This window comes from Bacillus massilinigeriensis (genome assembly GCF_900117315.1).
GTDB lineage: Bacteria > Bacillota > Bacilli > Bacillales > Cytobacillaceae > Bacillus_BE > Bacillus_BE massilionigeriensis.
This window is the reverse complement of record NZ_LT630337.1, coordinates 868,678-893,023: the sequence shown is the minus strand read 5'-3', so window position 1 is coordinate 893,023 and position 24,346 is coordinate 868,678. Positions and strand designations below refer to the sequence as shown.

The following is a 24,346-nucleotide window of genomic DNA, read 5'->3' as shown; positions in this document are numbered from 1 at the left end:
CACCTGTTTCTTTGAAGTAGAGTATACAAAGGAACTTTACCTGATTGAAGATAGAATTGCAATAATGAAGGTTTGTGTATTTAGTTACTATTTTCACTACTTATTTTAATTATTGGCTTTACCCAAACCTTTTGAAAGTCCACCCACCCATTATCACTTAATTTCAACCCTTGGACAGCTGGATGATGGATGGTTCGAACCTTTTTCCTTGTCAAAAATAGAAAATAATAGTTCTCCTTCATATATGTCTCAAGCTCTCTTAATTTTTCCCGTCTATCCATTCCACTTTCAGTACTTATTATATCTGAAATCCTCTTTTCTACATTTGACTCATTCCCCAAGTGTATCTTTAAAAAGCTATTTCCGTGACAATATAACTCGATTTCAGAAATTTCCCCTCTGCTAAACACAGGCTCGAAAATAATCATATCGGCTTGTTCAACTAGCTCTTGATTCAAGAGATCCCCCCAATGAACGATATGTACCTGGATATCAATACCAAACTCTTTTAAATGGTTCGCTATCCAGTGTGCATCCTTTTCATGGCGTAAATAGGTGAAAAGAGTTAAGGAATCCCTTTGATCCCCATCACTACACTCAACTGTTGATTTATCTTGAATATAAAGCTTCCCCTCTTGGCCTTCATCAAAAAAGGAAAAGGCAGGTGAAACATTTGGTGCTCCGAGGTCTTCTACCATTTGTTCTCGATTAATGAGTTGATCTATTAATTGTCTAAAATTAAAATGATTTAATGCTCCGCCCTTCGTTTGATTGAATGATAAAATACTCGAACCGATATAATCATATTGGTCACACAAACCCTCCTGTAAAGCAGTCTCTCCTGAATCAATAATAACCTCATTTTCATTAGTGAAAGATAAATAATCCTGACTTGGAACGGTTATAATCTCAACTTTATCTAAATATGGTTTTTCACGAAAATATTCTTGATTCGCAATTAACTCAAACTTCTCCTTTGTCACTCCCCTATAATGAAATGGTCCGGTACCAATGGGTGTTAATAGTTTACTAGTTTTAGGGTGACATGCCTCGAATGGGATGATGGCTGTAGCTGGATGAGATAAATATTGAAGAAATAATTCATTTGGTTCAGATAGAGTCACTTCAACAATCAGTGGATTCAAAGCACAAACATCCTTGACCTTATCCATTAACCAACTTTGTGGAAAACGATTTTCTACATCCCTTAATCGATTAAAGGAAAACACCACATCAGCGGCCTGCATTACTCTACCATTATGAAAACGAATTCCTTTCTTTAAATAAAATCTCCAAAGTAATTTATTCTCAGACACTTCCCATTCATGAACAAGTAATGGTGTGACTTCTCTTTTATGGACATTATAATCAAACAATGGTTCAAAAATTTGTCTAGTAATATGAGTATCAAAAGTGAAATAACCCTCAGCAGGATCCAGTGTATTCAAGGTACGAAATACAGGAAAACGTAATATATCTTTTTTGAAATATTCACTGACATTTTCACTCTTCATCCCAAAATATTGATTAAGCCACTCTCCTATTTGTCTTCGAACTGTGGTCCCATCTCCATATTTATTAATCTCTGAAAAACCTTCTTGTAAATTCCCATGTTCAATTAAATAACGAACTCTTTCGAATAATATTTTTTCCTTTGAATAATTAAATTGCAGCAAAGAGGTAATCCCTCTTCCTCTTCCAGGAATATAATCAATCCACCCCTTTTGTTTCATTTTTTTTAAAATAATTTTTACATTGCGAGGAGTGCAAAACAATACTTCTGCAAGCTCATCAACTGTAACCCGAAAGCGCTCCCCTTCCTTTTGTACAGGGTAGGCCATTCTTAATGTTAAATAATCTAAATCTAATTGCATTGGAATTCCTCCGAAAAGTGGAAAATTCCCGCTGCCATTTTACCCTTTTTCTAAACCAAATTTCTCTGCATAATGATGACAAATGAATTGTGAGGGATGAGAATGGCAACGGTAATTTCAAATATTAAAGGTCAAGTAGTTAAAAATAGAGCTTTTTCAATTCTACTTACTGGTAACTTCTTATTAAGCATTGGAAATAAAATTTATGAAATCGTATTACCTCTGATGATTTATGAATTAACTCGTTCATCCATTGCGATGGGATCAATGCGAACAGCAGAACTTCTCCCTAATTTCTTTTTTGCAATTTTCATAGGTGTTTTAGTGGATCGCTTCAAAAAAAAGAAATGGGTACTCTGGATGATTGGGTCACAATCCGTTCTACTACTTATATTATTTATTCTCTTTAAAAGCGGGTCCAACCTTCTGCCGTTATATTATTTTCTAGGATTTCTCCTAATGACCGTCAATTACGGCTATTTCAATGCACAAATGAGTCTTACAAAGCTCGTTGTACCAACTAACATGTTAACCTCAGCAAATGCAAAGTTCTCCTTTGCTGAAACCTTTGTTGGGATTATGGGTCCCGCCTTAACCGGGCTCATTTTAATGATGGCACATATATATTATGGAATCATTATTACTGCATTTCTATACCTATTTTGTTTTTTCCTATTTGCTAGGTTAAATGTAGATGAGAACATAAAAGGAACAGATAAAAAGAGCTTCTTACTTGAGTTAAAGGAAGGTTGGCTGGCATTCCAATCCAACCGGCTATTACGCTTAATGACTATTTTTGTTGTCTTTTTAAACTCTACGATGATTGTCATTAATACAAGTGTTATCTTTCTTGCAAAGGATGAATGGAATATCTCCTCTACAAGTCTTGCTTTAGTTCTTGCAACTGCTGGAATTGGTGGTCTGTTAGCGAGTACCATCATTAGTTGGTTAAGGATAAAAATTAGATTAGGTGTACTGTTCGGCATGTCCATGATCATAAATGCTCTATCATATATTGGAATGGCGACAGCAAACCATGTATCGATACTTTTAATTGCATTATTCATTAATGGTATGGCAGCAACTGTTTACACGGTTTGTGCGTATACGTTTCGACATGAGCAAACACCTGCTCATTTAATGGGAAGAATTAATGGGATAACAGGGACTCTTTTCCGGATTGGCATGCCAATAAGTACATTTTTAGCTGGATACATGATGGATTGGTGGGGAACCATCTCAGTCTTTTTATCAGCCGCTATTTTGAACATCTTTATCTTTCTGATTTATCTAAAAACAACGTTATGGAAAATATCCTAAAAAGTAATTAATTTCGGATTCGATATAGTAAAAAAAAGGACAGTAGGTAAACCCTAGCTGTCCTTTGGTATAGCTTTTTTTTATAAAATAAGCATTCCGCCAGAAACGTCCCCTACAGCTTAACTCTTTGTAATCTTAAAGCATTTAATACGACTGATACGGAGCTAAAAGCCATAGCTGCTCCTGCTAACCATGGAGCAAGCCATCCTAAGGCTGCAATTGGAATCCCAATGGAATTATAAGCAAATGCCCAAAATAGATTTTGTTTAATATTTGTGATTGTTTTTTTACTCATATAAATGGCATCCGCAATGCTATTAAGATCCCCTCTTATTAATGTAACATCCGATGCTTCCATGGCAACATCTGTTCCAGTTCCAATGGCCATTCCGATATCTGCTAATGCCAAGGCAGGGGCATCATTGATTCCATCGCCAACCATAGCCACTTTTTTTCCTAGACTCTGCAGCTTCTTAACCTCATCCGCTTTTCCTTCTGGCAATACCTCGGCAATAACTGAATCAATGCCTACCTGACTTGCAATCGCCTTAGCTGTCTGAAGGTTATCACCAGTAATCATTATAACCTCGAGGTCCATATCCTTTAAGCGTTTTATAGCAAGTTTAGATGTTTCCTTTACGGTATCAGCAACAGCAACGGTTCCAGCATAAACTTGATTAATTGCTACCAGCATTGCAGTCTTTCCATCCTTTTCTAATGAATTCATGGTTGGAATAGCTTCACCTACATCAATGCCATGTTCCCTCATTAATTTTCTCGTACCGATGTATATTTCATTTCCATTTATTTTTGCCTTTATTCCAAACCCTGTAATAGATTCAAAATCGTCCACAGCTGTTAAAGTAATTCCCTTTTTGTTAATGCCTTCAACGATTGCTTGTGCCAATGGATGTTCAGACTGCTTCTCGGCTGAAGCAATAAGGGATAAGAACTCCCTTTCAACCCACCCATCAGTTTGAATGATATCCGTTAATACTGGAGCACCATTAGTTACTGTACCTGTTTTATCAAGAATCACAGTAGTAATTTGATGAGTCATTTCTAAATGCTCTCCGCCTTTGAAGAGGATACCAAATTCTGCTGCACGACCTGAACCAGCCATGATTGACGTTGGTGTCGCTAAACCTAATGCACATGGACAAGCAATGACTAGAACAGCAATCAGTTTTTCTAAAGCCTCGGCAAAGTCTCCTGGATCAACGACAATAAACCAAATCAAAAATACAAGAACGGCAATTCCAACAACAATTGGAACAAAAACACCTGATATTTGATCAGCTAACCGTTGTATTGGAGCCTTTGAACCTTGAGCCTCCTCGACAACCTTAATAATTTGCGCTAAGGCTGTATCTTTTCCAACCTTCGTCGCCTTTATCTTTAAAAATCCATTTTTATTAATCGTTGCACCAATAACTGAATCTCCAACTGTTTTATCAACTGGAATACTCTCACCAGTAATCATAGATTCATCTATTGCAGAGCGACCTTCAACAATTTCTCCATCAACAGGAACCTTCTCGCCTGGTTTTACATAAATGATATCCTCAACTTCTACTTGTTCTATTGGAATTTCAAGCTCAACTCCATTTCTAACAACAGTAGCTGTTTTCGCTTGTAATCCCATTAGCTTTTTGATTGCTTCTGATGACCTTCCCTTTGCCTTTGCCTCAAATAATTTTCCTAAAATGATGAGAGTGATTAAAACCGCACTCGTTTCAAAATACAAATCAGCCATATTCATTTCAGAACCAATCGTTTGGATCGTTAAATATAAACTATAAAAGTAAGCTGCTGATGTTCCTAAAGCTACCAACACATCCATATTGGCACTTTTATTTTTTAATGCTTTATATGCACCTACATAAAATTGCTTTCCAATGATAAATTGAACAGGAGTTGCAAGAGCCAATTGTACCCACGGATTCATTAGAATTTCAGGTAAATATATAAAGGAAGTAAACTCAAAATGCCTAACCATTGCCCAAAGTAATGGTATAGATAAAATAAGTGAAAAAACGAATTTTCCCGTTTGCTTTTGTATTTCCTTTTCTCGATAATCTACAATGTCCTGCTCTTTTCCTTCTTCTTTCATCTTTGCTTCATAGCCAAGACCTTCAACCTTTTTGATTAATTGATATATATTTGTGTTTGATGGGTCAAATTCAACTGTTGCTTTTTCCAATGCTAAGTTCACATTTGCTTTTGTTACTCCGTCGACTTTATTTAAGCCTTTTTCAATTCTTGTAGCACAAGCAGCACAGGTCATACCGATAATATCTAACTCGACCTTTTCAGTGACGACGTCGTAGCCTAAATCTCTAACTTTATCCTGCAAAGATTGAATGGAGGTTTTTTCTGGATCAAAGGTTACAGTAGCTTTTTCTAAAGCTAAGTTCACATTTGCATCGACAACCCCATCAACCTTTTTGATTCCCTTTTCTATTCTAACTGCACAAGCAGCACAAGTCATACCTGTGATTTGTAAGCTAGCTTCCTTTGCTTGCTGACTCATGATAAATCTCCCTTTCTATCTAGCAGTAAATAAAGAAGTGAAATTAATTATCTTTCTTACTGACTAATTTATTGCATTGAGAATCCAATAGATTTTTATATTTTGATTACTCCCCTTATTCTACTGCATCTTTTTTGTTTTTCTAAATAAATGCTTTTGTTGGACGCATGAATCATGACCCTTTTCTTCAGGGTGATCATTCTTTTGTGCAACTTTATATTTTATTTTTACCATACCCCCCTAAGGTATGTAAAGTACTTTTCACATAAAAATGGAAAAAAATAAAACAGCTCCTCGTCTTTCCTGAAGAACTGTTTCAACAAAAACTATTTTATTTTGCCACCTTGTTAGATAAATTCTGGTCTTGTAAAAAATGTGATGTTAACCATTTTTCGAGATGATTCAGTAAGTCTGGGTCGGTAGGCTGTGCTATTAATCCTTTATATTCTTTCATAATTCCAAGTATCGTATGTTCCTTCTCATATTTTTTAAAAAGATGGTTCATATTTGGAATGATATGCCACTCTGCTTCGCCTTGAACATACTCCGCCATTTTTTTGACGTGTTCTGGTGGAACTTGAATATCCTTGTCTCCAGTGATCGCTAGAACAGGAACTGTCACCTTTTGAAGATAATCAACAACATTATATTCAAACTGTTCTCTTATCCACTTGGCGTTATACTTGATCCCTTTAATTTTAATCATAGGTTCTGTTGATGACATAATCTTACCCATTATGGCTTCCTGCTGCTTATCCATCTTCTCTATTACTTTTAGTCTTTTATATAGCCATCCCTTAAAGCCATTAGTTGCAGCAATTTCCTTTTTTGCCATTTCCCTCTGCTTTGGAAACAATGTTTCTGATGGCTCTGCAGCACCTGCTAAAAGAATAAGTCCAGCGACATCTTCACCATGATAAACTGCTGGTGCTAGTAATGCACCTTCACTATGACCTAGTATGGTAATCCTCTCAGAATCAACAGATGAACAGTTTTTCAGAAATTGTAAACAGGCCTTGGCATCCTCAATAAAATCCCAAATACCTGCCTCCAAAAAGTTTCCTTCACTTTCATTAACTCCTCGTTTATCATAACGCAGTGTTACAAATCCCAATTTGGTCAAAAAATTTGCCAAATCCTTGTAAAGATTCATATTCAAACCCTTCACATTACCATCTCGATCTCCATTTCCACTTCCTGCAATAATTAAAATAGCTGGTGATTTTTCATTTTCATTTCCAGGAATGGTTAGTGTTCCTTTAATTTTAAAAGTACTTTCAATCGTAACAATCTGTTCTATCATTTTTTATTCCCCCTCGTATATTATGTTTAGTCCCTTTTATTTGAGGACCGTAATCCCTACTTTTCCTGTACAAAATAAATCAAATTTCTTGGGTGTCCCGAGATATTTCTAGATAATGAGATTAGGATCATTTGGGACAATTCTTTATCCCCCTGTGGGCTTAACCACATTTAAAGACTGTTTCTCAGTGTTCGTGCGGTGCTTCCTACTCGCAGGCTGTTCTCCCTGTTCTTCGAACCTAGATGGTAGTAGCTCTAGGGCGGCTTTCGAACCAGGGCAAGTTCTGATACACGAGGTTGCTGGTCGGCGTTCACACTAGAGATATCTCAGGGCATCCTAGAAATGTACCTATGATTCTAATTTGAAAGGAGGGGACACCCCATGAAATTATTTGTTGGCTTAGACATTAGTTCTTTTGATATTAAGGTTTGTATTTTGGGCGATGAAGGAGAGAAACTTCAATCCTTTTCTGTCTGTAACGATCTACCTGGCGCAACAGAACTCCGAGATCGTATTTTAGAATGTACCAAAAATCAAACCATTCAAGCGTTAAAAATTGGACTGGAATCCACGTCCGTCTATAGCTTTCATCCATCGATGTTCCTACACAACGATGAATCTCTTAAAGCTTTGGGAGCCCGAGTGTTTGTCATGAATCCCAAACAGATTGCTAACTTTAAGAAAAGCTATTCCGATATGGATAAGACGGATGAAATTGATGCGTTCGTTATTGCTGATTATCTTCGTTTCGGACGTAACTCCATGTCCGTGGTGAAAGAAGAACAGTATATTGCTTTACAACAATTAACTCGCTCACGTTACCAACTTATCCATCAAGTGGCTAGAGAAAAACAACATTTCTTACAACATTTGAGTTATAAGTGTAATACCTTTTCACTAGAAGTGGATTCATCTGTATTCGGAAACGCCATGATGGAAATGTTCTCCGAAAAGTTCAGCCTAGACGAACTAGCAGAAATGCCATTAGAAGATTTAGCCCATTTTCTTCAGGAAAAAGGGAAAAATCGATTTAATGACCCAGAGTGCGTGGCGAAATCCATAAAAAAAGCTGTACGTTCTTCCTATCGCTTAGACAAGGTAGTCGAAGATTCCATTGACGTTCTCCTTGGCACATCCATTGAAGTGATTCGAACCCTTCAAAAACAAGTGAAGGAGATTGAAAAGGCAATTGAACGCATCATGGTTGGCCTAGAAGAGAGACAGACTCTTCTATCCATTCCTGGGATCGGACCAGTCTTCACAGCTGGCATTATCGCTGAAATTGGCCAAATCGAACGCTTTGAAGATGAAACAAAAGTAGCCAAATATGGTGGCCTTTACTGGCGAAAACACCAATCTGGACGCTTTACCGCAGATGATACTTCCCTTTCTCGCAACGGGAACCAATATCTAAGATATTACTTAGTTGAAGCCGCCAACTCAGTAAGAAAGCATATACCCGAGTACCAAGAGTACTACGAGAAAAAGTACAAGGAAGTACCGAAACATCAACACAAAAGAGCACTCGTTCTAACTGCAAGAAAATTAGTGCGTTTGGTAGATGCGCTACTACGCAATCACCAAATTTACACGCCGAAAAGGAGCGTGAATAAATGACGCATAAGCGTTAATTCATCCTTTTTCACTAATTCCAGTAATTAACAAACCATTACTGGTTTAGTTTAGTGCTGCCTTTTTTCTGAAATTTTGATTCTTGATAACAAAATACTAATTATCTTTTGGTTGACATATTACCGCAGGTCTTTTTTACTTCAGGCATGATAATGGTTGATATAATTCTCTTTTTTCTTTCAGGTGATGGTTCATAATGCATAACCTTTTGAAATTCCCTTGATAGATTTTGTAGAAAATCAATAAACTCCTCATCACTTAAATAAATTCCTGCTTGTCGATAACCTACTCCGTCTCTTTCCGGATCAATTTCTTCTTGTGAGAGATAGGATTCATAGTTGGACATGATATGAGCGATAAAAATCATAAAGAAGTTCATTTGCTCTTCGCGTGAATTTTGATTAAATTCTTTATTGCCTACATTAGCTCCCGCTAAATTTAATCGATAAACCTTTTCAACTGTTCCCCTAATAGGGTTTTCCTCAACTACCTCGAGGATTTTATATTGTACTAGCTTATCTAAATGACGGTAAAGCGTGGCCTGGGAGATGGAAGGCAGTCTTTTCACCAGGTCTTTAGCTGTTAATTTCGTCAATCCTAAAAATTCTTGAACTATTTTTAGTCGTACTGGATGGAGTAAGATTTCTGCTTTCGTTTCTCTCATAAATGTTCACCTTTATTGTTTTATTTTATATTTTGATTATATTATCATTATTGATAATAATAAAGTAATATAATTCGACAAAATACGAGGTTTATCACCCGATTTTAATAAATCAGGTGATAAGTATACTATCTGTCACTATTCATTCCATTCCCCGCCAATTTGCCGTTATTCCTAATTGTTACTTAAAAGCTTCTTCGTCTTTTTCGTACAGCTTTCCATCGCCGTGATTACAGCAGACCGGAAGCCACTCTGCTCCAATGAAGCTACTGCCTCTATCGTGGATCCTCCAGGAGTACAAACCTCATCTTTAAGTTCACCTGGATGTTTCCCGGTTTCTAATACCATCTTTGCTGCACCTAGTACAGCTTGTGCTGCAAAGACATATGCTTTGTCCCTGGTTATTCCCTCCTTTACTGCTCCATCTGCTAATGCTTCAATAAACATATAAACAAAAGCTGGTGAAGAACCACTAACTGCAGGAATAGCATCCATTAGGTGCTCTTCAACAACCTCGACTTTCCCGAAACAATGAAATAATGAACGGACATCAAGAAGATCTTCTTCTGTTACAAGTTGATTACCACAAATAGCGCTCATCCCTTCCCCTACTAATGATGGAGTATTAGGCATAGCTCTCATGATTTTTAATTTTTGATAAAAATGTCTTTCTAAATATTCTATCGTAATACCCGCAGCAATCGTCACAACTATTGTATCTGGCTTTATGCTTTCATTTATTTCATGGATTACTTCCTCATGAAGATTAGGTTTAATTGCCAGAATGAGGATATCCGCCCAGTTGGCAACATCCTTATTATTTAATGATGTAGTAATATTCAAACGCTTCTTGACAGCATCTAAGGTAGATTGTGATTTTGCGCTAGCTATTATCTCTGAAGACTTCCAATTATTTGATTTTATTATTCCTTCAATCATGGCCTGAGCCATTTTTCCACAACCAATAAATCCAATATTCTTCCTCACATGTTCACATCCTAAATTTAGTCTATGCTTATTATACTAAACCACTGGAATTTAATAAGTTTAATACACACGAATAGGTTGACTTTATTACGGTAGTTGATTGACTGAATTGGAAAGTCATCTAGGTTTTGCTATTTTTACTGATGATCAAAATTGCATGTTCATGTAGCGGATCAACCATAATAGTATTTGTACGGCAAAAGCCTACAAATTAAGGCGAGGAGGCAGAATCATGCAACAGCAATTCAATTACAATCAAACGATGGGAAATATGAATACATCTGAAAGCATATCCTCAAACCTAAACCATGGTGCCCACGAGCTTCTAGATGTACATGAGGTACTCGGAGCAACTATTATCGCTTTGGATTCATATTTAATGTTTGATCAACATGCAAAGGACCCTGTATTAAAAGATATTCTCCATCGCCAGCGTCAATTTATTATGAGTCAATACAATACAACTGTAGATTGTTTCAGAACAGGAAAAGATCCTTCACAGGCAACAACCAGCTACAAAATGACTCAAGCTAACGATGTAGTTTATGGTTTAACCCCTGCACAGCCAAAGCATCCAGCGATGTCTGTTTCAGAAATTAGTGATGAGTGCATATCCTCCCATATGCTAACGGGTATGAAAACAATTGCGGGTGCAATGGCTAAGGCTGCAGGTGAAGTAAATAACCCAGTTGTCCGGCGCGTACTTCAAGATAGCATACCGAACTATCTAGAAATGGCCTATGAAATTTTCTTGTATCAAAATAAAAATCGATATTACCAGGTACCACAGTTCAACCAACAAGATGCATTGACAATGATTAATAGCTATGCCCCTGCTTCAATGGGAATGCAACACCCAGATCAAATCAATATGTTGAATCAATCAAATATGATTCAATAGTAGGATAATTAACCCTTTTTCATATTAAAAAGGAACAATCCAAAATTAAAGATGCCAGGATCCACAATACTTTGTGGCACCTGGCACCTTTTTTAGCAACCCCTCTATATTTATTATTAGTATGAATGCATGCTTAAGCTACAAATGAGATGATAACCTTTTGTGGAATTTCACTATTATTTCCATTCGTTTTAATTCTACCGCATGAAGGCATTTCATAAGAGAAATCGGTTACGTTTTGAGGGATTACTCCCTCATTTTTTAATTTTTCAAATACAACCTGCATAGCATCCTCAGTATCTAAGGTTTTTCCAGACTCCTCTGATTGGAAGCCATTCACACATGTCTCCACAACGTCTTCCATAATTTTTTCTTCCACAAATACCATTTTGGCCCCTGCCATCTGTTCAACTTCACGATTTTCCATTTCAATAATCGTAGTGATATTCATTATCACACACCTCCCAATGTCAATTCCATTATAAAGAATACGCTTACAGATTGTAGTAATTATTAATATGTTCGCATTTTATTCAAACTTTTTTGACAAAATTTCAAAAATTAGCTTTTTATCTTTTCAAAGGTAAAAAAATTTTTTAAAATCTACAATTTGCCATCAAAAAAAGGAAGGATCAATTAAGGAACCTTCCGTTTTCATATATAGTTTATTATACCTAACAATTTCCTACTTATTCTGCTTTCTCATCGCTTCAGGAATGTATACACAGAATGGTTCACTTTCTAAATAATCACCTGTTACAGCATAGGTCCTTGAACGAGAGCCTCCACAAACAAAACGGAATTCACAAACACCGCATTTTCCTTTATAAAGATTGGGATTTCTTATTTCCTTAAGAACTGGTGACTCACGATATATCTCTGCTAGTGGTTTTTCTCTAACATTCCCAACCTTTATTGGCAACAGTCCACTTGGAAATACATCACCTGTATGGGAGATGAAAATAAAGCCGTTGCCATCATTAACCCCTTTTGGTGCTCTTTTTAAGCCGTCTATCACTGATGCCTTATCGCTTGTGATTGTATCTTCATAATGGATTTCGCCTTTTTCAATAAGATGCTCTCTTGCTTTTTGCTGAATAACAACACGACGATAATGCTGTGCCGCTGTTGTTTTGATATCAAATGGAGATGTTTTTCCTAATTCATATAGCCATAGAAATACCTTTTCATGCTCTGCGGGAGTTAAGCAATCTTCCATTTGTCCTCTTCCTGTTGGAACTAACAGGAATATGTACCACATGATAGCCTTTAATTCCTTCACTAATTCAGCCATTTGTTCAAGATATTCATAGTTATAACGTGATATTACTGTATTAATTTGGAGAGGCATGCCAAGGTCTGTCAAAAATTTAATTTTTTCCACCGTAAGGTCAAATGATCCAGGAGTTCCTCTAAATTGGTCATGAATCTCAGGTGTTGGACCGTCTAGGCTCAAACCCCAACGGGATAATCCAACCTCCTTGGCTCTAATCATCCTCTCCTTGGTTACATTTGACGTGGCACTTGGTGTCATTGATACTCTCATGCCTTTTTTAACAGCATAATCGGCGAGTTCAAATAAATCCTCTCTAAGCATGCAGTCACCGCCGCTAAAGACAAGCATTGGGTTATTCATTTCATAAATTTCGTCAATTAACTTGATTCCCTCTTCATGAGTAAGTTCATTGGGATGAGGCTTTAACTGTGCATCGGCTCTGCAATGAACACATTTTAATTCACACGCTCTTGTTACTTCCCATATTGCAATAAATGGATTTAGGTTGTAATCAATCATCGTACCATGAGGATGACTGTGTGGATGGCTTTCTTTAATTTTTATATTTTCCATTTTTATCACCCATTCTTCTTTTAATTAGGAGGCTAATTCCATTTGACAATAGTACGGTTTAATTCAAAAATTACTTTGTAAAATTTGTTTATATTTTCACATAATATCCTATTTTGATTGTAAAGTTATTTTTTTCATAAGTGTGTTTCAATAATGTGAACGTATTTTTATGCAATTATATTAATCAGGTGCTTAAATTAAATAGTCGAGTACTAGTTGAAAAATAAAAGATAGGTGATCTACACCTATCTTTTATGCATGAACCTTATTCTCTTCCTTCTTAAAGAAGCTCTTCATCGCGTGGAATACATCTGCTTTTTGCTTGAGGATATAGTATCTGAAGTTTTCATTTTTGATGTTTTTGTATGCGGACATTAAGGTAGAATGACGGTTATACTGGTTTACCTCTCCGTATCCAAACATATTGGATACTTTCATTAATTCTTCGACAAGCTTCACACAACGGGCATTATCAGAGGTTAAGTTATCACCATCAGAAAAATGGAATGGATAAATATTATACTTACGTGGATTGTACTTATCTTCTATCAGTTCTAATGATTTCCTATAAACAGATGAGCAAATGGTGCCCCCACTTTCTCCCTTTGTAAAGAAATCTTCTTCTGATACAACCTTAGCTTCAGTATGGTGGGCAATAAATTCAATCTCAACAGTTTCGTATTTTGTTCTTAGGAACCTTGTCATCCAGAAGAAAAAGCTCCTTGCCATATATTTTTCCCAAATCCCCATACTTCCACTTGTATCCATCATCGCAAGGACAACTGCTTTTGAATCAGGCTTCACTACTTCATTCCAGGTTTTAAATTTTAAATCCTCCCGATAGATGGGATGAAATTTCGGTTTCCCATTCATCGCATTTCGTTTAAAGGCTGTCATCATGGTTCGTTTTTTATCAATGTTCCCCATTAAACCCGTTTTCCGTATGTCATTAAATTCAATGTTTTCTACGAGGTTTTCATCTTGTTCTTTCCTTTTTAAATTAGGCAGCTCCAATTCTTTAAATAATGCCTCCTCAATTTCCATTAAGGATACTTCCGCCTCAAAATAGTCTTCTCCTGCTTGATCTCCTGCTCCTTGGCCCTTTCCAGGCCCTTTCCCTCCACTAGATCCATCTCGAGCAACAACATCACCAATTTGGCTATCTCCATTTCCTTGGCCAACGTGTTTGTTTTTATCATAATTGTATCGTATTTTGTATTCATCAAGTGATCGAATGGGAATCTTCACTACATCCCGACCATTTGACAGGATTATATTTTCCTCTGTTATTAAATCTGGTAGGTTATTTCGAATCGCTTCTTGGACCTTCTCTTGATGGCGCTGTTGGTCATCATGGCCTTTTCGATGGAGGGACCAATCTTCTTTTGAAATGACAAACTGATGATTATTTTTTTCGGTCATCGTAACCCCTCCTTAATATTTATTTGTCACACATTCCTTTCAATTGTCATAAAATATCCCGAGTGTCAAAGTGTTACTACATTTAAAGTGATTACTCTATCTTATGCAAACCTCTTAAAATAATTTACAAATAATTACGACAATTGGTTGTTTGCCTAGGAATAGACAAGCCCATTTCGAGAAAACTCTTATCAAAAGATTGATTTTGAAAGATACTGATAGTTAAAAGTAGAAAGATTCAAAAAGAGCTGACTCATATGAATCAGCTCTTTTCATTTATCAACGATTTAGTAAGCTACCGACATATCTTAAAAGCTCATTTGCCGAGGTTGAATTATACCCATGCTCATCAATTAACCGCGCAACTACCTCATTTACCTTCTTCAATTGTTGCTCGTCTGGAGTTTTTGTGGATGTTGTAATTTTGACAACATCTTTTAAATCGGCAAAAAGTTTCTTTTGTATAGCCTCGCGAAGACGATCATGAGAGTTATAGTCAAACCTCTTTCCTTTTCTCGCATAGGCCGAGATACGAATGAGGATTTCTTCACGAAATGCTTTTTTTGCATTTTCTGAAATGCCGATTTGTTCTTCAATGGAACGCATTAGCTTTTCATCTGGATTAATTTCTTCTCCTGTTAATGGGTCACGAAGCTTAACTTTATTGCAATATGCTTCAACATTATCTAAATAATTATCCATTAAGGTTTTTGCAGATTCCTCATAAGAGTATACAAAGGCTTTTTGAACTTCTTTTTTCGCAATCTCATCGTATTCTTTACGGGCAAGTGAAATAAAGTTTAAATAGCGTTCCCGCTGTTCTGCAGTAATGGATGGATGCTGGTCTAAGCCCTCCTTCAAGGAAAGCAAAACATCCAAAGCATTAATAGATTGGATTTCCTTTCTAATAATAGTTGAAGAAATCCGATTGATAACATAACGTGGGTCAATTCCGCTCATGCCTTCATCGACAAATTCCTTTTTCAGTTCCTTCACATCTGCAGCATTGTACCCTTCCACATTTTCTCCGTCATAAAGGCGCATTTTTTTCACTAAGTCAATATCACCTTTTTTTGGTTCCTTTAATCTAGTCAAAATAGTAAACATGGCAGCGACCCTTAAGGTGTGCGGTGCGATATGAACATCAGCTACATCGCTTTCACGAATCATCTTCTCATATATTTTTTCTTCCTCTGTCACTTTTAAATTATAAGGGATTGGCATAACGATAATTCTCGAATGGAGTGCTTCGTTTTTCTTATTTGAAATAAAAGAGCGATATTCCGTTTCATTGGTATGAGCAACAATTAGCTCATCAGCGCTAATAAGTGCGAAACGCCCGGCTTTGAAATTTCCTTCTTGAGTTAAGGAAAGCAAATGCCAAAGAAACTTCTCATCACATTTCAACATTTCTTGGAACTCCATCATTCCTCGATTGGCTTTATTTAATTCCCCATCAAAGCGATAGGCTCTTGGGTCTGACTCGGACCCATATTCTGCAATTGTTGAAAAATCGATACTCCCTGTTAAATCAGCAATATCCTGTGATTTTGGATCGGATGGGCTGAATGTTCCAATTCCCACTCTTCGATCTTCAGAGAAAAAGATTCTTTCTACTACTACATCCTCAATCCGACCAGAATATTCTTGTTCAAGTCTCATCATATTGAGTGGGGATAGATTCCCTTCAATACGAATTCCATACTCATTATAGAAATCTTCACGTAAATACTGTGGGATGAGATGTAATGGGTCCTCGTGCATCGGGCAGCCCTTTATTGCATAAATAGCCCCTCTATCAGTACGTGAATATGCTTCTAACCCTCGTTTTAACATCGTTACTAGAGTGGATTTCCCTCCACTAACTGGCCCCATTAATAATAAAATCCTTTTTCTAACGTCTAAACGCTTCGCAGATGGGTGGAAATATTCTTCAACTAATCTTTCTAATGCTTCTTCTAAACCGAATAATTGATTATTAAAAAAGCGATATTGCTTTCTCCCACTAATTTCTTCTACTCCAGCGTCTTTAATCATATTGTAAACACGAGAATGAGCTGACTGTCCAATCCATGGCTTTTCTTTGATAATTTCCAAATACTCACCAAATGTACCTTCCCATTTTAACTTTTCTTCTTCTCTACGATACATCTCAATTTTTTTTAAAATGTCCATATAGACCTCCCCTGTGCTTACATTGTCAGAGACGATTAATATAATCTATGCGAGCCTTTATATGAACATGCGTATTTAAAAGATGTGTGAGATTGTCCTTTTTTGTTTCCGTTCTTTTTTATGGAAAAGGGAGAATATTGAATAGTCTGTCAGTTGTTAAAAAAACTTCATACTTTTCATTCACAGTTTTTTGTGGATAGGCTATAATAAGCATAGGATTCTTTATAATGGGATAAATGCTAAAGGGGGTTTACATAATCATGAAACTTATTTTAATTCTAGGAGTTATGATTGCATTCTTAACTGCCATTTTCACAGCGGGATATGAAGATAAACCAGGTGTTAAATAATAAAAACGAACCATTTTAAAGAGGCTGTCCCCAGGTGCTAGACACCATAAGGGACAGCCTTCTTTCATTTACACTTAGTGGAGATCCAATTTGACGCTTTCCAAAAATTCCTTCATATACATTCTTGTAGGCTTTTCAAGCATATGAGCCATTTGACCAGTCCATGTTTCTTTTCTCTGGCCATTTGTTCTTTCTTTATAATAATCTGAAATGACTTGATTATACTCCTTCAGCTGTGCAACATAATCTTCTTCATTTTGTTCATAGCCATTTTCATGGTATATATGTTCCATTGGGAGCCTAGGCTTTTGTTCATTTATTCTTATTGGATAACCAATACACATTCCAAATAATGGAACAACCTTTTCTGGAGTATGTAATAGCTTCCTCACTTCATCTAAATGATTTCGAATTCCACCAATATAGCAAATTCCTAAACCCATCGATTCAGCTGCAATAGCGGCGTTTTGAGCAGCGAGAGCAGTATCAACTAACGCAACCATAAATTTTTCCGAGCTTTCAATGGATTCCTCCACTTTTTTTCCTTCCATTTTTCCTAATAATTTATGGCGATATAAATCAGCACAGAAAATAAAGAAGTGACCATTATTCAAAACATATGGTTGATTTCCTGCTAATTCAGCGAGCTGTTCCTTTAACACTTTATCTGTTATGCCAATAATCGAATAGGCTTGAATAAAGCTTGATGTAGAAGCAGCTTGTGCGCTTTTCACAATCGTTTTGATTTGTTCCTTTGTTAACTGCTTGTCCTCAAAGCTTCTAACAGAGCGGTGGTTCATGATAGTTTCGATTATGGAATTCATTTCTACTTCAACCTCCGAAATGGTTTTTACATTTTAGGCTATGTCCACTAGTGAATATCTTTTACCCTTTCTTTATTCCTGCTTCATTCTTAGATTAGGATAGTTCTGCTGGCGGAGCGCTTCGTATATTAGAATAGCGGCCGTGTTAGAAAGATTTAAAGATCTAACATTTCCATTCATTGGAATCCTTAAACTTCGCTCTTTATTATTTTCTATTACATCCTTTGGAAGTCCGGTGGTTTCTCTTCCAAAAATAAAATAATAATCCTTGCTTAATTCACTATAATCAAAATCTGAAAAAGCTTTTTCCCCAAACTTTGTTATATAGTAAAATTCACCGCCTTGATTTTTTAAATAAAATTCATCTAATGAATCATAATATACAATTTTTACAAATTGCCAATAATCCAATCCAGCCCGTTTTAGCATTTTATCATCTGTAGAGAAACCTAAAGGCCTAATTAAATGTAAAACGGTATCTGTTGCCGCACAGGTTCGTGCAATATTCCCTGTATTGGCTGGAATCTCTGGCTGAAATAATACGACGTTCAAAGCCACTTTCTTTCACCTCTAATAGATTGTTTAAATGAATTAATCCTAATAACCATCTACCATGTACAGCTATCTGCGCACATGGTAGAACATCTTATGATTCTAGGAGATATTATACCACTCTTCCTTTTATGAGCCATAAAATTAATCATCATCCACAATGGTATAAAATTTATATTTAATATTTGGCGTATAAGCAGACGAATCCTCATATGCCCAGTAACGAAGCCGACTATTATAGGTATGTGCATTCACTAGTGGCATCCCATATGCATCCTTTGCCGTAACAATTGTATTATGATCGTATCTCCCATTTCCTTGAAAGTCATAGCAAATAACATCACCATGGAGCAATTCCTCTGGGCTGGAAACCTCCCTTGCTCGAAGGCCCACTGTTGAATTAGATAAATATAGACGCAAGGAATTGGCAATCGCCCAACTATAGCTCCAGTTGTTTCCTCTCATCCACCAACCCTTACCTCGATTTGGGTAACCCCTCATTGGCGAATTTCCTGCGTGTAAGCATTGTGAAATAAAATTAGTGCAGTCATTTTCAAATTTTTTGTAGGCAGGATTGTAGCTATTCCACCATCTCTCTGCATATTGAATGGCCTTTCTTCTATCATATTGATAGGATAACCTCAAATTTGAATTTCCCTGAATTTCATTCGAAAAAGAATCCTGTATCTTTTTTTCTTCATTCGATGTATTTATGGTTCCCTCTTGATTACTGTAAGGGATGATTTCTTTATCTGTAAGCAAGGTACCATGAAAGAAGGTTGCCACCCTTTTCTCTATCTCTTCCTCCTGATACATCTGCCCTTTTTGTTTGATTAAATATAGAAAATGAACTTGATAATGAACTGTTTCTAAATCTTCATGAACTTGTTTATTCAATATTTGTCCTATCGCTCTTGCTTTAACTATTTCAGCATTTCTATTTGATAGACAGTCTTTTTTCTTTTCTATCTTGGAACAATGGTCACTTGTTTTTCTACTATTGGATACGCATTGCTGGACACGTTTTTCCAAAAGTCTTTGTAGCTGCTCTCTCATAAAAAAACCTCCTTCCAATACATGTTTATGAAGGAGGGGGGTATTTCATATTTCATTAATCATAAAATATAAGGTTATTAATGTATTGTTTCATTAATAGCAATCTTCTTTAACCCTTTTTCAATTTCTTCTATTACCTTAGAATCCTCTTCGGTTTGTTTCGCCATTTCAAGAGCTACCTTTGCCCGATCTCCACCAATCTTTCCAATGGCCCAAGCCGAAGTTCCTCTCATGACTGGTCTTGAATCGTCATTCAATAATTTAATTAAATCATCCAATGCTGTTTCATCCTTAAAATGTGCTAAGGCAATAATAGCATTTCTTTGGATTGGCTTTTTCCCTCTCCATGCTCCAGAAAGATAACCATATTTCGTTTTAAATTCACGGTTGCTCATTTGAAGCATTGGCTTTAATAGAGGCTTAACCTCATCGGGATTTGGCTCCATTTCCTTATGAAAATGGAAATTCTTCCCCTTATTTTCTGGACATGCCGTTTGACACGAATCACAGCCATAGATCCTATTCCCGATTTTATCGCGATACTCTTCTGGAATGAAGTCTTTTGTCTGAGTTAGAAACGCAATACATTTCTGAGCATTAATTTGGCCACCTTGGACTAATGCTCCAGTTGGACAGGCTTCTATACATTTATTGCATGATCCGCATCTATCCTCTATCGGTTGATCCGGTTCAAAAGGAATATTAGTAATCATTTCTCCTAGGTAAACATAAGAGCCGAATTCTGGAGTGATAATTGCACAATTCTTACCGCTCCATCCAATCCCAGCTCTTTGTGCTACCGCTCTATCAGCTAATTCCCCTGTATCAACCATTGACTTTAGCCTTGCTTCAGGGTATTTCATTTTAATATATTGTTCAAGCTTTTCAAGTCGCTCACGTAAAATAATATGGTAGTCCATTCCCCAAGAAGCCCTACAAAATAATCCTCTTCGCTCCCCCTTCTTACCTTCTACCCGTGTATTCATTTTCGAAGGATAGGCAAGTGCAATCGAGATGATTGAACGTGGTTCATCTAACAATAAGGCAGGATTAACTCTTTTTTCAATATTAGGCTCTTCAAATCCAGATTGATAGCCTAGTTCTTGCTGGCGAAGAAGTCTGTTTTTCAATTCATCAAAGGTTGAAGCAGTGGTAAAACCAATTTTATCAATTCCGATTGTTTTACTATATTGGATAATTTCCTCTTTGAATTGCTTGATGTCCATTTCATCACCCCTTTCTTAAGTATTTAAATATATGGATTAATGAGATGAGTTTAGGATATATCGTAAGTTATGATAAACTATTTTCAAGATAAAGTGGAGGTGGAATGATTGGAAATAACAATATCGAATCAATTATGCATGGCAGTTCCCCATTTTCAAGTAGGGGTTATTCATTATCAAAACATCGTAGTGGACGAGTCCCCACAAATGTTGAAAGGAAAAATTCAAACCTTTCAGGAGTCCCTATTCTTTGATTTAGAAGAAAAAAATGTAACTGATTTAGAAGGAATAAAAGAATGGCGCCAAGTATTTAAGCAAACTGGAAAGGATCCTAACCGCTATCGTCATTCCGCCGAGGCGCTTCACAGAAGAATAAAAAAGCAAAACTTCCTTTCCCCTGTAAATAGTGCGATTGACATTAACAATTTCTTCTCAATAAAGTATCAAATACCGATTGGACTTTACGATACAGATAAACTCTCTGGAGGTGTCACAATCAGAATTGGAACTGAAACAGATGAGTATGTAGGTTTAAATGGAAGGAATAATTCTTTAAATCACTTGATCATCTCATCTGATAGTATCTCTCCATTCGGTAGTCCATTTGTCGATTCTGAAAGATCTGCAGTTACGTTTGAAACGAAAAATGCCTTACATATCGTATACTTACTACCCTCACAACAAGAACAAGAGGCCGATCAATTAATTCAGTCCTTAATGAATATGTTCTTACAAATTCATGGTGGAAATGGATCTTACCAAATCATAAAATGCTAAAAAAAATAAAAAACGCAATGCCACGTTCTTTCTGAAACGAAACACTGCGTTACTAATATGTATGGAGCGGGTGATGGGAATCGAACCCACGACAACAGCTTGGAAGGCTGTGGTTTTACCATTAAACTACACCCGCATATGTTTTTCCTTTAAAATCGACCTTTTTATTATACAAACATTGATTATCAAAATCAACCCATTTTTAAAATTTTTGTAGAAAGATGTCTAATTATCGAAATACCTTTCATAAAAATACATCAAAAAACCTCCATTAAAGGAGGTAATAAGTAACTTTTGTATCTTTATTTTTAATATGTCTTTTTATCAATGATTAGAAAGGCTAATTCCACTTAATGGTCTTCGCCATTGCTACAAACGGCTCAATATTTTCATTTGCTTTCTTTTCAAAAATCGTAAGGATGGATTGAGTCATTGGTAGATAAATGATATTTACCACATCACTTCCATTGACGGCTTTATAATGTACCCCTCCATCAAGGTCAGTCCCAACTGTATCTTTACGTGTGATTTCATTAGAAACAGCTAAGGCGCGCATTTTCAATTCTTCAGTTATCTCATTCATTGAGCCATCTGATGACTTTTCGATTCTTAACATGTCACCTGTTTTATCATCAATAACAACATATTTTCCTGGTTCTTCCTGATCCAAACTATAATTCGGTAATATTTTAATGGACAATCCATCCTTAGTTTTAGATGTGGCCTTTTGTTCAACTGTCTGTCCATTTTCTTGATAGGTGATTTTATTGTCACTACCTTCAGCTGGTTCATCTTCTTTTAGTGTATCCTCTTTTTCAGAAGGATTCTCTTTGGTTGAATCCCTTGATTCCGACTCACTCTTATTTATATCTGAAGCTGTTGTTGACTCAATCTCCTTCTTTTCCTCCGTTGGAGCTTTGGATTCTCTTTTGTCCTTTGCATTGTCACTCTGACCACATGCGGTGATAAAGAAAACACTTATTATTGCTAATAACAACCAAATATTTTTTCTCATATAAAAACCTCCCTATTACTTCCACTTTCATTCTACATTATTTGACGAATGATTATCGAATTAGTTACGTGATTATCGATAATAAATGGAAAAGAGAGATTTGCTGCAATAATTATTTTATTGTTCGGATTAATACTTTCCTTATGATAATACCAACAAGCAACCCTGGAATTGTAAACAACATTGGTAAAAAAACAGGACCAATAAGTGCACCAAATATTTTTATTTTTGTTGAATAAATTAAACCAACAGTCACAGAATAGGCTGCAAACACAAAAGGAAGAAATAAAAATGGGCTTTCATCATTCCTTGCATCCCGATATGCATCCCACATCGCAAAAAAATATAGACAAGGATAAAACATTAACCATTGGTAGTTAGCCTGCAAGATAGCTTCCTTAATATTGCCATGAAAACTATAGATAATTACTTCGTTAAAACGAGATAGGACATTCACAAAAAATTCTAAAAGGATAAAAATGATACCTTTTATATACCTTCCATTTAATAACTGCCCTAAACCAGGTAAAGCGATTGACCAAAGTAATTTTTCAACTGCATCCTTGTTCACATAATTACTTCCTTTTAAATGTGATATCAAAAAATATTTTTCTTCACCTAATCCAAAAAATAATTATGTTTTTCCAAATACCTCCTCTATTACAAACCTCTTATATTTTTATATTGCTGAACCTATTTTACTCAAAAGTTTGAACGGTTATCCTCTACTCATTCGTTTATTTAAATGATCCTCACCTACATATGTTTTAGCATTATGGAAAGTATAAGCATATGGACCGTATTTGGAGGTTGAAAATGGAAAACGAAAATAACCAAATAAGACTAACATCTTCAGAAATGGCTCAGCTCTGGATGCAATATTTAAATGACAGTGGGAGTATTTGTGTGCTCACTTATTTTCTTGAGAAAGTAGAAGATACAGAAATTAAACCAATCATAGAATTCGCCTTACAACTTTCTAAAAACCATATTCAAAAATTAACATCTATATTTAAAGAGGAGAAGCATGCTATTCCTTATGGATTTAGTGTAGAAGAAGATGTAGATATATCTGCACCTAGATTATTTTCAGACACTTACATATTAAATTTTATTCACCAAATGTCTAAAATTGGACTGACCACCTATGCAGCTAGTGTTTCGGCAGCTGTAAGGGAGGATATAACAGATTTTTATATGGAATGTCTTGCAGAAACATCGCAACTATACAAAAAATCTAAGGAATTGTTATTATCTAAAGGTCTATATATTAGATCCCCCTATCTTCCAAACCTTAAAAAAGTGGAATTTGTTAAAAAACAAGGATTTATTTTAGATGTTTTTAATGAAAAGAGACCATTAGTTGCCTCTGAAATTGCAAATATGTATGCAAATATTCAAAGAAATGCCTTAGGGGCAGCAACCATAACTGGATTTAGTCAGGTTACGCAATCAAAAGAGGTCAATCGATTTTTGATTAGGGGTTTAGAAATAGCTAAAAAACATATCAAACTATTTGCTTCTAAATTTGAGGAAAGCAATCTCTCTGTACCTATGACTTGGGCGTCAGAAATAACCGATAGCACAGCCTTTACCTTTTCTGACAAGCTCATGATGTTTTATACAAGTGGGATGATTGGTTTAAGTATTGGATTTTACGGGACAAGTGTTTCTCAAAGTCCAAGGGCTGATTTAGGAGTCCTATATAATAGACTTTCATTAGAAATACAGCTTTATTCTGAGGACGGATCGAATATTATGATAAAGAATGGATGGCTTGAGCAGCCTCCAATGGCATCAGATAGAGAACAATTATCCAAAGAGAACAAAAATTAAAGCAGTTATCTAATAAAATTGGTGCTGGGCTCTCTTGTTAGGAACTTTTC

The 24,346-nt window shown here is 36.0% G+C and carries 20 protein-coding genes and 1 tRNA gene; 5 read left to right on the top strand and 16 right to left on the bottom strand.

Going from position 1 to position 24,346, the window contains the following annotated elements:
• Positions 1 to 80: 80 nt before the first annotated feature.
• Positions 81 to 1,874, bottom strand: a complete 1,794-nt coding sequence (locus BQ6100_RS04610; RefSeq protein WP_075980553.1) for an ABC transporter substrate-binding protein — start codon at positions 1,872 to 1,874, stop codon at positions 81 to 83.
• A gap of 102 nt (positions 1,875 to 1,976) precedes the next feature.
• Here BQ6100_RS04610 and BQ6100_RS04605 point away from each other — a divergent pair, with 102 nt between their 5' ends.
• On the top strand, positions 1,977 to 3,194 hold the full coding sequence (locus BQ6100_RS04605; protein WP_075980552.1) for an MFS transporter: 1,218 nt from the start codon (positions 1,977 to 1,979) through the stop codon (positions 3,192 to 3,194).
• A gap of 112 nt (positions 3,195 to 3,306) precedes the next feature.
• Here BQ6100_RS04605 and BQ6100_RS04600 read toward each other — a convergent pair whose 3' ends face one another.
• Complete coding sequence (locus BQ6100_RS04600; protein ID WP_075980551.1) at positions 3,307 to 5,727, bottom strand: heavy metal translocating P-type ATPase; 2,421 nt, start codon at positions 5,725 to 5,727, stop codon at positions 3,307 to 3,309.
• Between the two features lie 331 nt (positions 5,728 to 6,058).
• Positions 6,059 to 7,030: an alpha/beta hydrolase gene (locus BQ6100_RS04595; RefSeq protein WP_075980550.1), complete on the bottom strand. Its 972-nt coding sequence runs from the start codon at positions 7,028 to 7,030 to the stop codon at positions 6,059 to 6,061.
• Between the two features lie 381 nt (positions 7,031 to 7,411).
• On the opposite strand from BQ6100_RS04595, the gene BQ6100_RS04590 reads away from it, so the two are divergent.
• Positions 7,412 to 8,647, top strand: coding sequence for an IS110 family RNA-guided transposase (locus BQ6100_RS04590; RefSeq protein WP_075980186.1), 1,236 nt, complete (start codon positions 7,412 to 7,414; stop codon positions 8,645 to 8,647).
• A gap of 115 nt (positions 8,648 to 8,762) precedes the next feature.
• Here BQ6100_RS04590 and BQ6100_RS04585 read toward each other — a convergent pair whose 3' ends face one another.
• Together BQ6100_RS04585 and proC are read right to left on the bottom strand one after the other, a co-directional pair.
• Complete coding sequence (locus tag BQ6100_RS04585; RefSeq protein ID WP_075980549.1) at positions 8,763 to 9,326, bottom strand: helix-turn-helix domain-containing protein; 564 nt, start codon at positions 9,324 to 9,326, stop codon at positions 8,763 to 8,765.
• Positions 9,327 to 9,500: 174 nt separating this feature from the next.
• On the bottom strand, positions 9,501 to 10,313 hold the full coding sequence (gene proC, locus BQ6100_RS04580; RefSeq protein ID WP_075980548.1) for a pyrroline-5-carboxylate reductase: 813 nt from the start codon (positions 10,311 to 10,313) through the stop codon (positions 9,501 to 9,503).
• Between the two features lie 232 nt (positions 10,314 to 10,545).
• Here proC and BQ6100_RS04575 point away from each other — a divergent pair, with 232 nt between their 5' ends.
• Entirely contained in the window at positions 10,546 to 11,214 is a 669-nt protein-coding gene (locus BQ6100_RS04575; protein WP_084780217.1) for a spore coat protein, read from the top strand.
• A gap of 133 nt (positions 11,215 to 11,347) precedes the next feature.
• Here BQ6100_RS04575 and BQ6100_RS04570 read toward each other — a convergent pair whose 3' ends face one another.
• The 8 genes from BQ6100_RS04570 to queG form a co-directional block, all read right to left on the bottom strand.
• Entirely contained in the window at positions 11,348 to 11,665 is a 318-nt protein-coding gene (locus tag BQ6100_RS04570; protein WP_075980547.1) for a hypothetical protein, read from the bottom strand.
• 234 nt (positions 11,666 to 11,899) lie between these two features.
• On the bottom strand, positions 11,900 to 13,063 hold the full coding sequence (locus tag BQ6100_RS04565; RefSeq protein WP_075980546.1) for a TIGR04053 family radical SAM/SPASM domain-containing protein: 1,164 nt from the start codon (positions 13,061 to 13,063) through the stop codon (positions 11,900 to 11,902).
• A gap of 252 nt (positions 13,064 to 13,315) precedes the next feature.
• Positions 13,316 to 14,485, bottom strand: coding sequence for a sporulation protein YhbH (gene yhbH, locus BQ6100_RS04560; RefSeq protein WP_075980545.1), 1,170 nt, complete (start codon positions 14,483 to 14,485; stop codon positions 13,316 to 13,318).
• Between the two features lie 279 nt (positions 14,486 to 14,764).
• On the bottom strand, positions 14,765 to 16,660 hold the full coding sequence (locus BQ6100_RS04555; protein ID WP_075980544.1) for a PrkA family serine protein kinase: 1,896 nt from the start codon (positions 16,658 to 16,660) through the stop codon (positions 14,765 to 14,767).
• 424 nt (positions 16,661 to 17,084) lie between these two features.
• On the bottom strand, positions 17,085 to 17,834 hold the full coding sequence (nfsA, locus tag BQ6100_RS04550; RefSeq protein WP_075980543.1) for an oxygen-insensitive NADPH nitroreductase: 750 nt from the start codon (positions 17,832 to 17,834) through the stop codon (positions 17,085 to 17,087).
• Between the two features lie 72 nt (positions 17,835 to 17,906).
• Positions 17,907 to 18,392, bottom strand: coding sequence for a tRNA (uridine(34)/cytosine(34)/5-carboxymethylaminomethyluridine(34)-2'-O)-methyltransferase TrmL (trmL, locus tag BQ6100_RS04545; RefSeq protein WP_075980542.1), 486 nt, complete (start codon positions 18,390 to 18,392; stop codon positions 17,907 to 17,909).
• Positions 18,393 to 18,530: 138 nt separating this feature from the next.
• Positions 18,531 to 19,442, bottom strand: a complete 912-nt coding sequence (locus BQ6100_RS04540) for an amidase domain-containing protein (protein WP_075980541.1) — start codon at positions 19,440 to 19,442, stop codon at positions 18,531 to 18,533.
• A 77-nt stretch (positions 19,443 to 19,519) separates the two neighbouring features.
• Positions 19,520 to 20,668 carry a tRNA epoxyqueuosine(34) reductase QueG gene (queG, locus tag BQ6100_RS04535; RefSeq protein WP_075980540.1) on the bottom strand — a complete coding sequence of 383 codons (1,149 nt, stop codon included), beginning with the start codon at positions 20,666 to 20,668 and terminating at the stop codon, positions 19,520 to 19,522.
• Positions 20,669 to 20,776: 108 nt separating this feature from the next.
• On the opposite strand from queG, the gene BQ6100_RS04530 reads away from it, so the two are divergent.
• Positions 20,777 to 21,445 carry a B3/B4 domain-containing protein gene (locus BQ6100_RS04530; protein ID WP_075980539.1) on the top strand — a complete coding sequence of 223 codons (669 nt, stop codon included), beginning with the start codon at positions 20,777 to 20,779 and terminating at the stop codon, positions 21,443 to 21,445.
• Positions 21,446 to 21,507: 62 nt separating this feature from the next.
• Here the strand turns inward: BQ6100_RS04530 and BQ6100_RS04525 are convergent.
• The 3 genes from BQ6100_RS04525 to BQ6100_RS04515 form a co-directional block, all read right to left on the bottom strand.
• A tRNA-Gly gene (locus tag BQ6100_RS04525) sits at positions 21,508 to 21,581 on the bottom strand.
• A 204-nt stretch (positions 21,582 to 21,785) separates the two neighbouring features.
• Positions 21,786 to 22,460 carry a hypothetical protein gene (locus tag BQ6100_RS04520; protein ID WP_075980538.1) on the bottom strand — a complete coding sequence of 225 codons (675 nt, stop codon included), beginning with the start codon at positions 22,458 to 22,460 and terminating at the stop codon, positions 21,786 to 21,788.
• Positions 22,461 to 22,572: 112 nt separating this feature from the next.
• Complete coding sequence (locus BQ6100_RS04515; protein ID WP_075980537.1) at positions 22,573 to 23,031, bottom strand: hypothetical protein; 459 nt, start codon at positions 23,029 to 23,031, stop codon at positions 22,573 to 22,575.
• A gap of 245 nt (positions 23,032 to 23,276) precedes the next feature.
• Here BQ6100_RS04515 and BQ6100_RS04510 point away from each other — a divergent pair, with 245 nt between their 5' ends.
• Positions 23,277 to 24,296: a DUF3231 family protein gene (locus BQ6100_RS04510; protein ID WP_075980536.1), complete on the top strand. Its 1,020-nt coding sequence runs from the start codon at positions 23,277 to 23,279 to the stop codon at positions 24,294 to 24,296.
• The last annotated feature ends 50 nt before the right edge of the window (positions 24,297 to 24,346 follow it).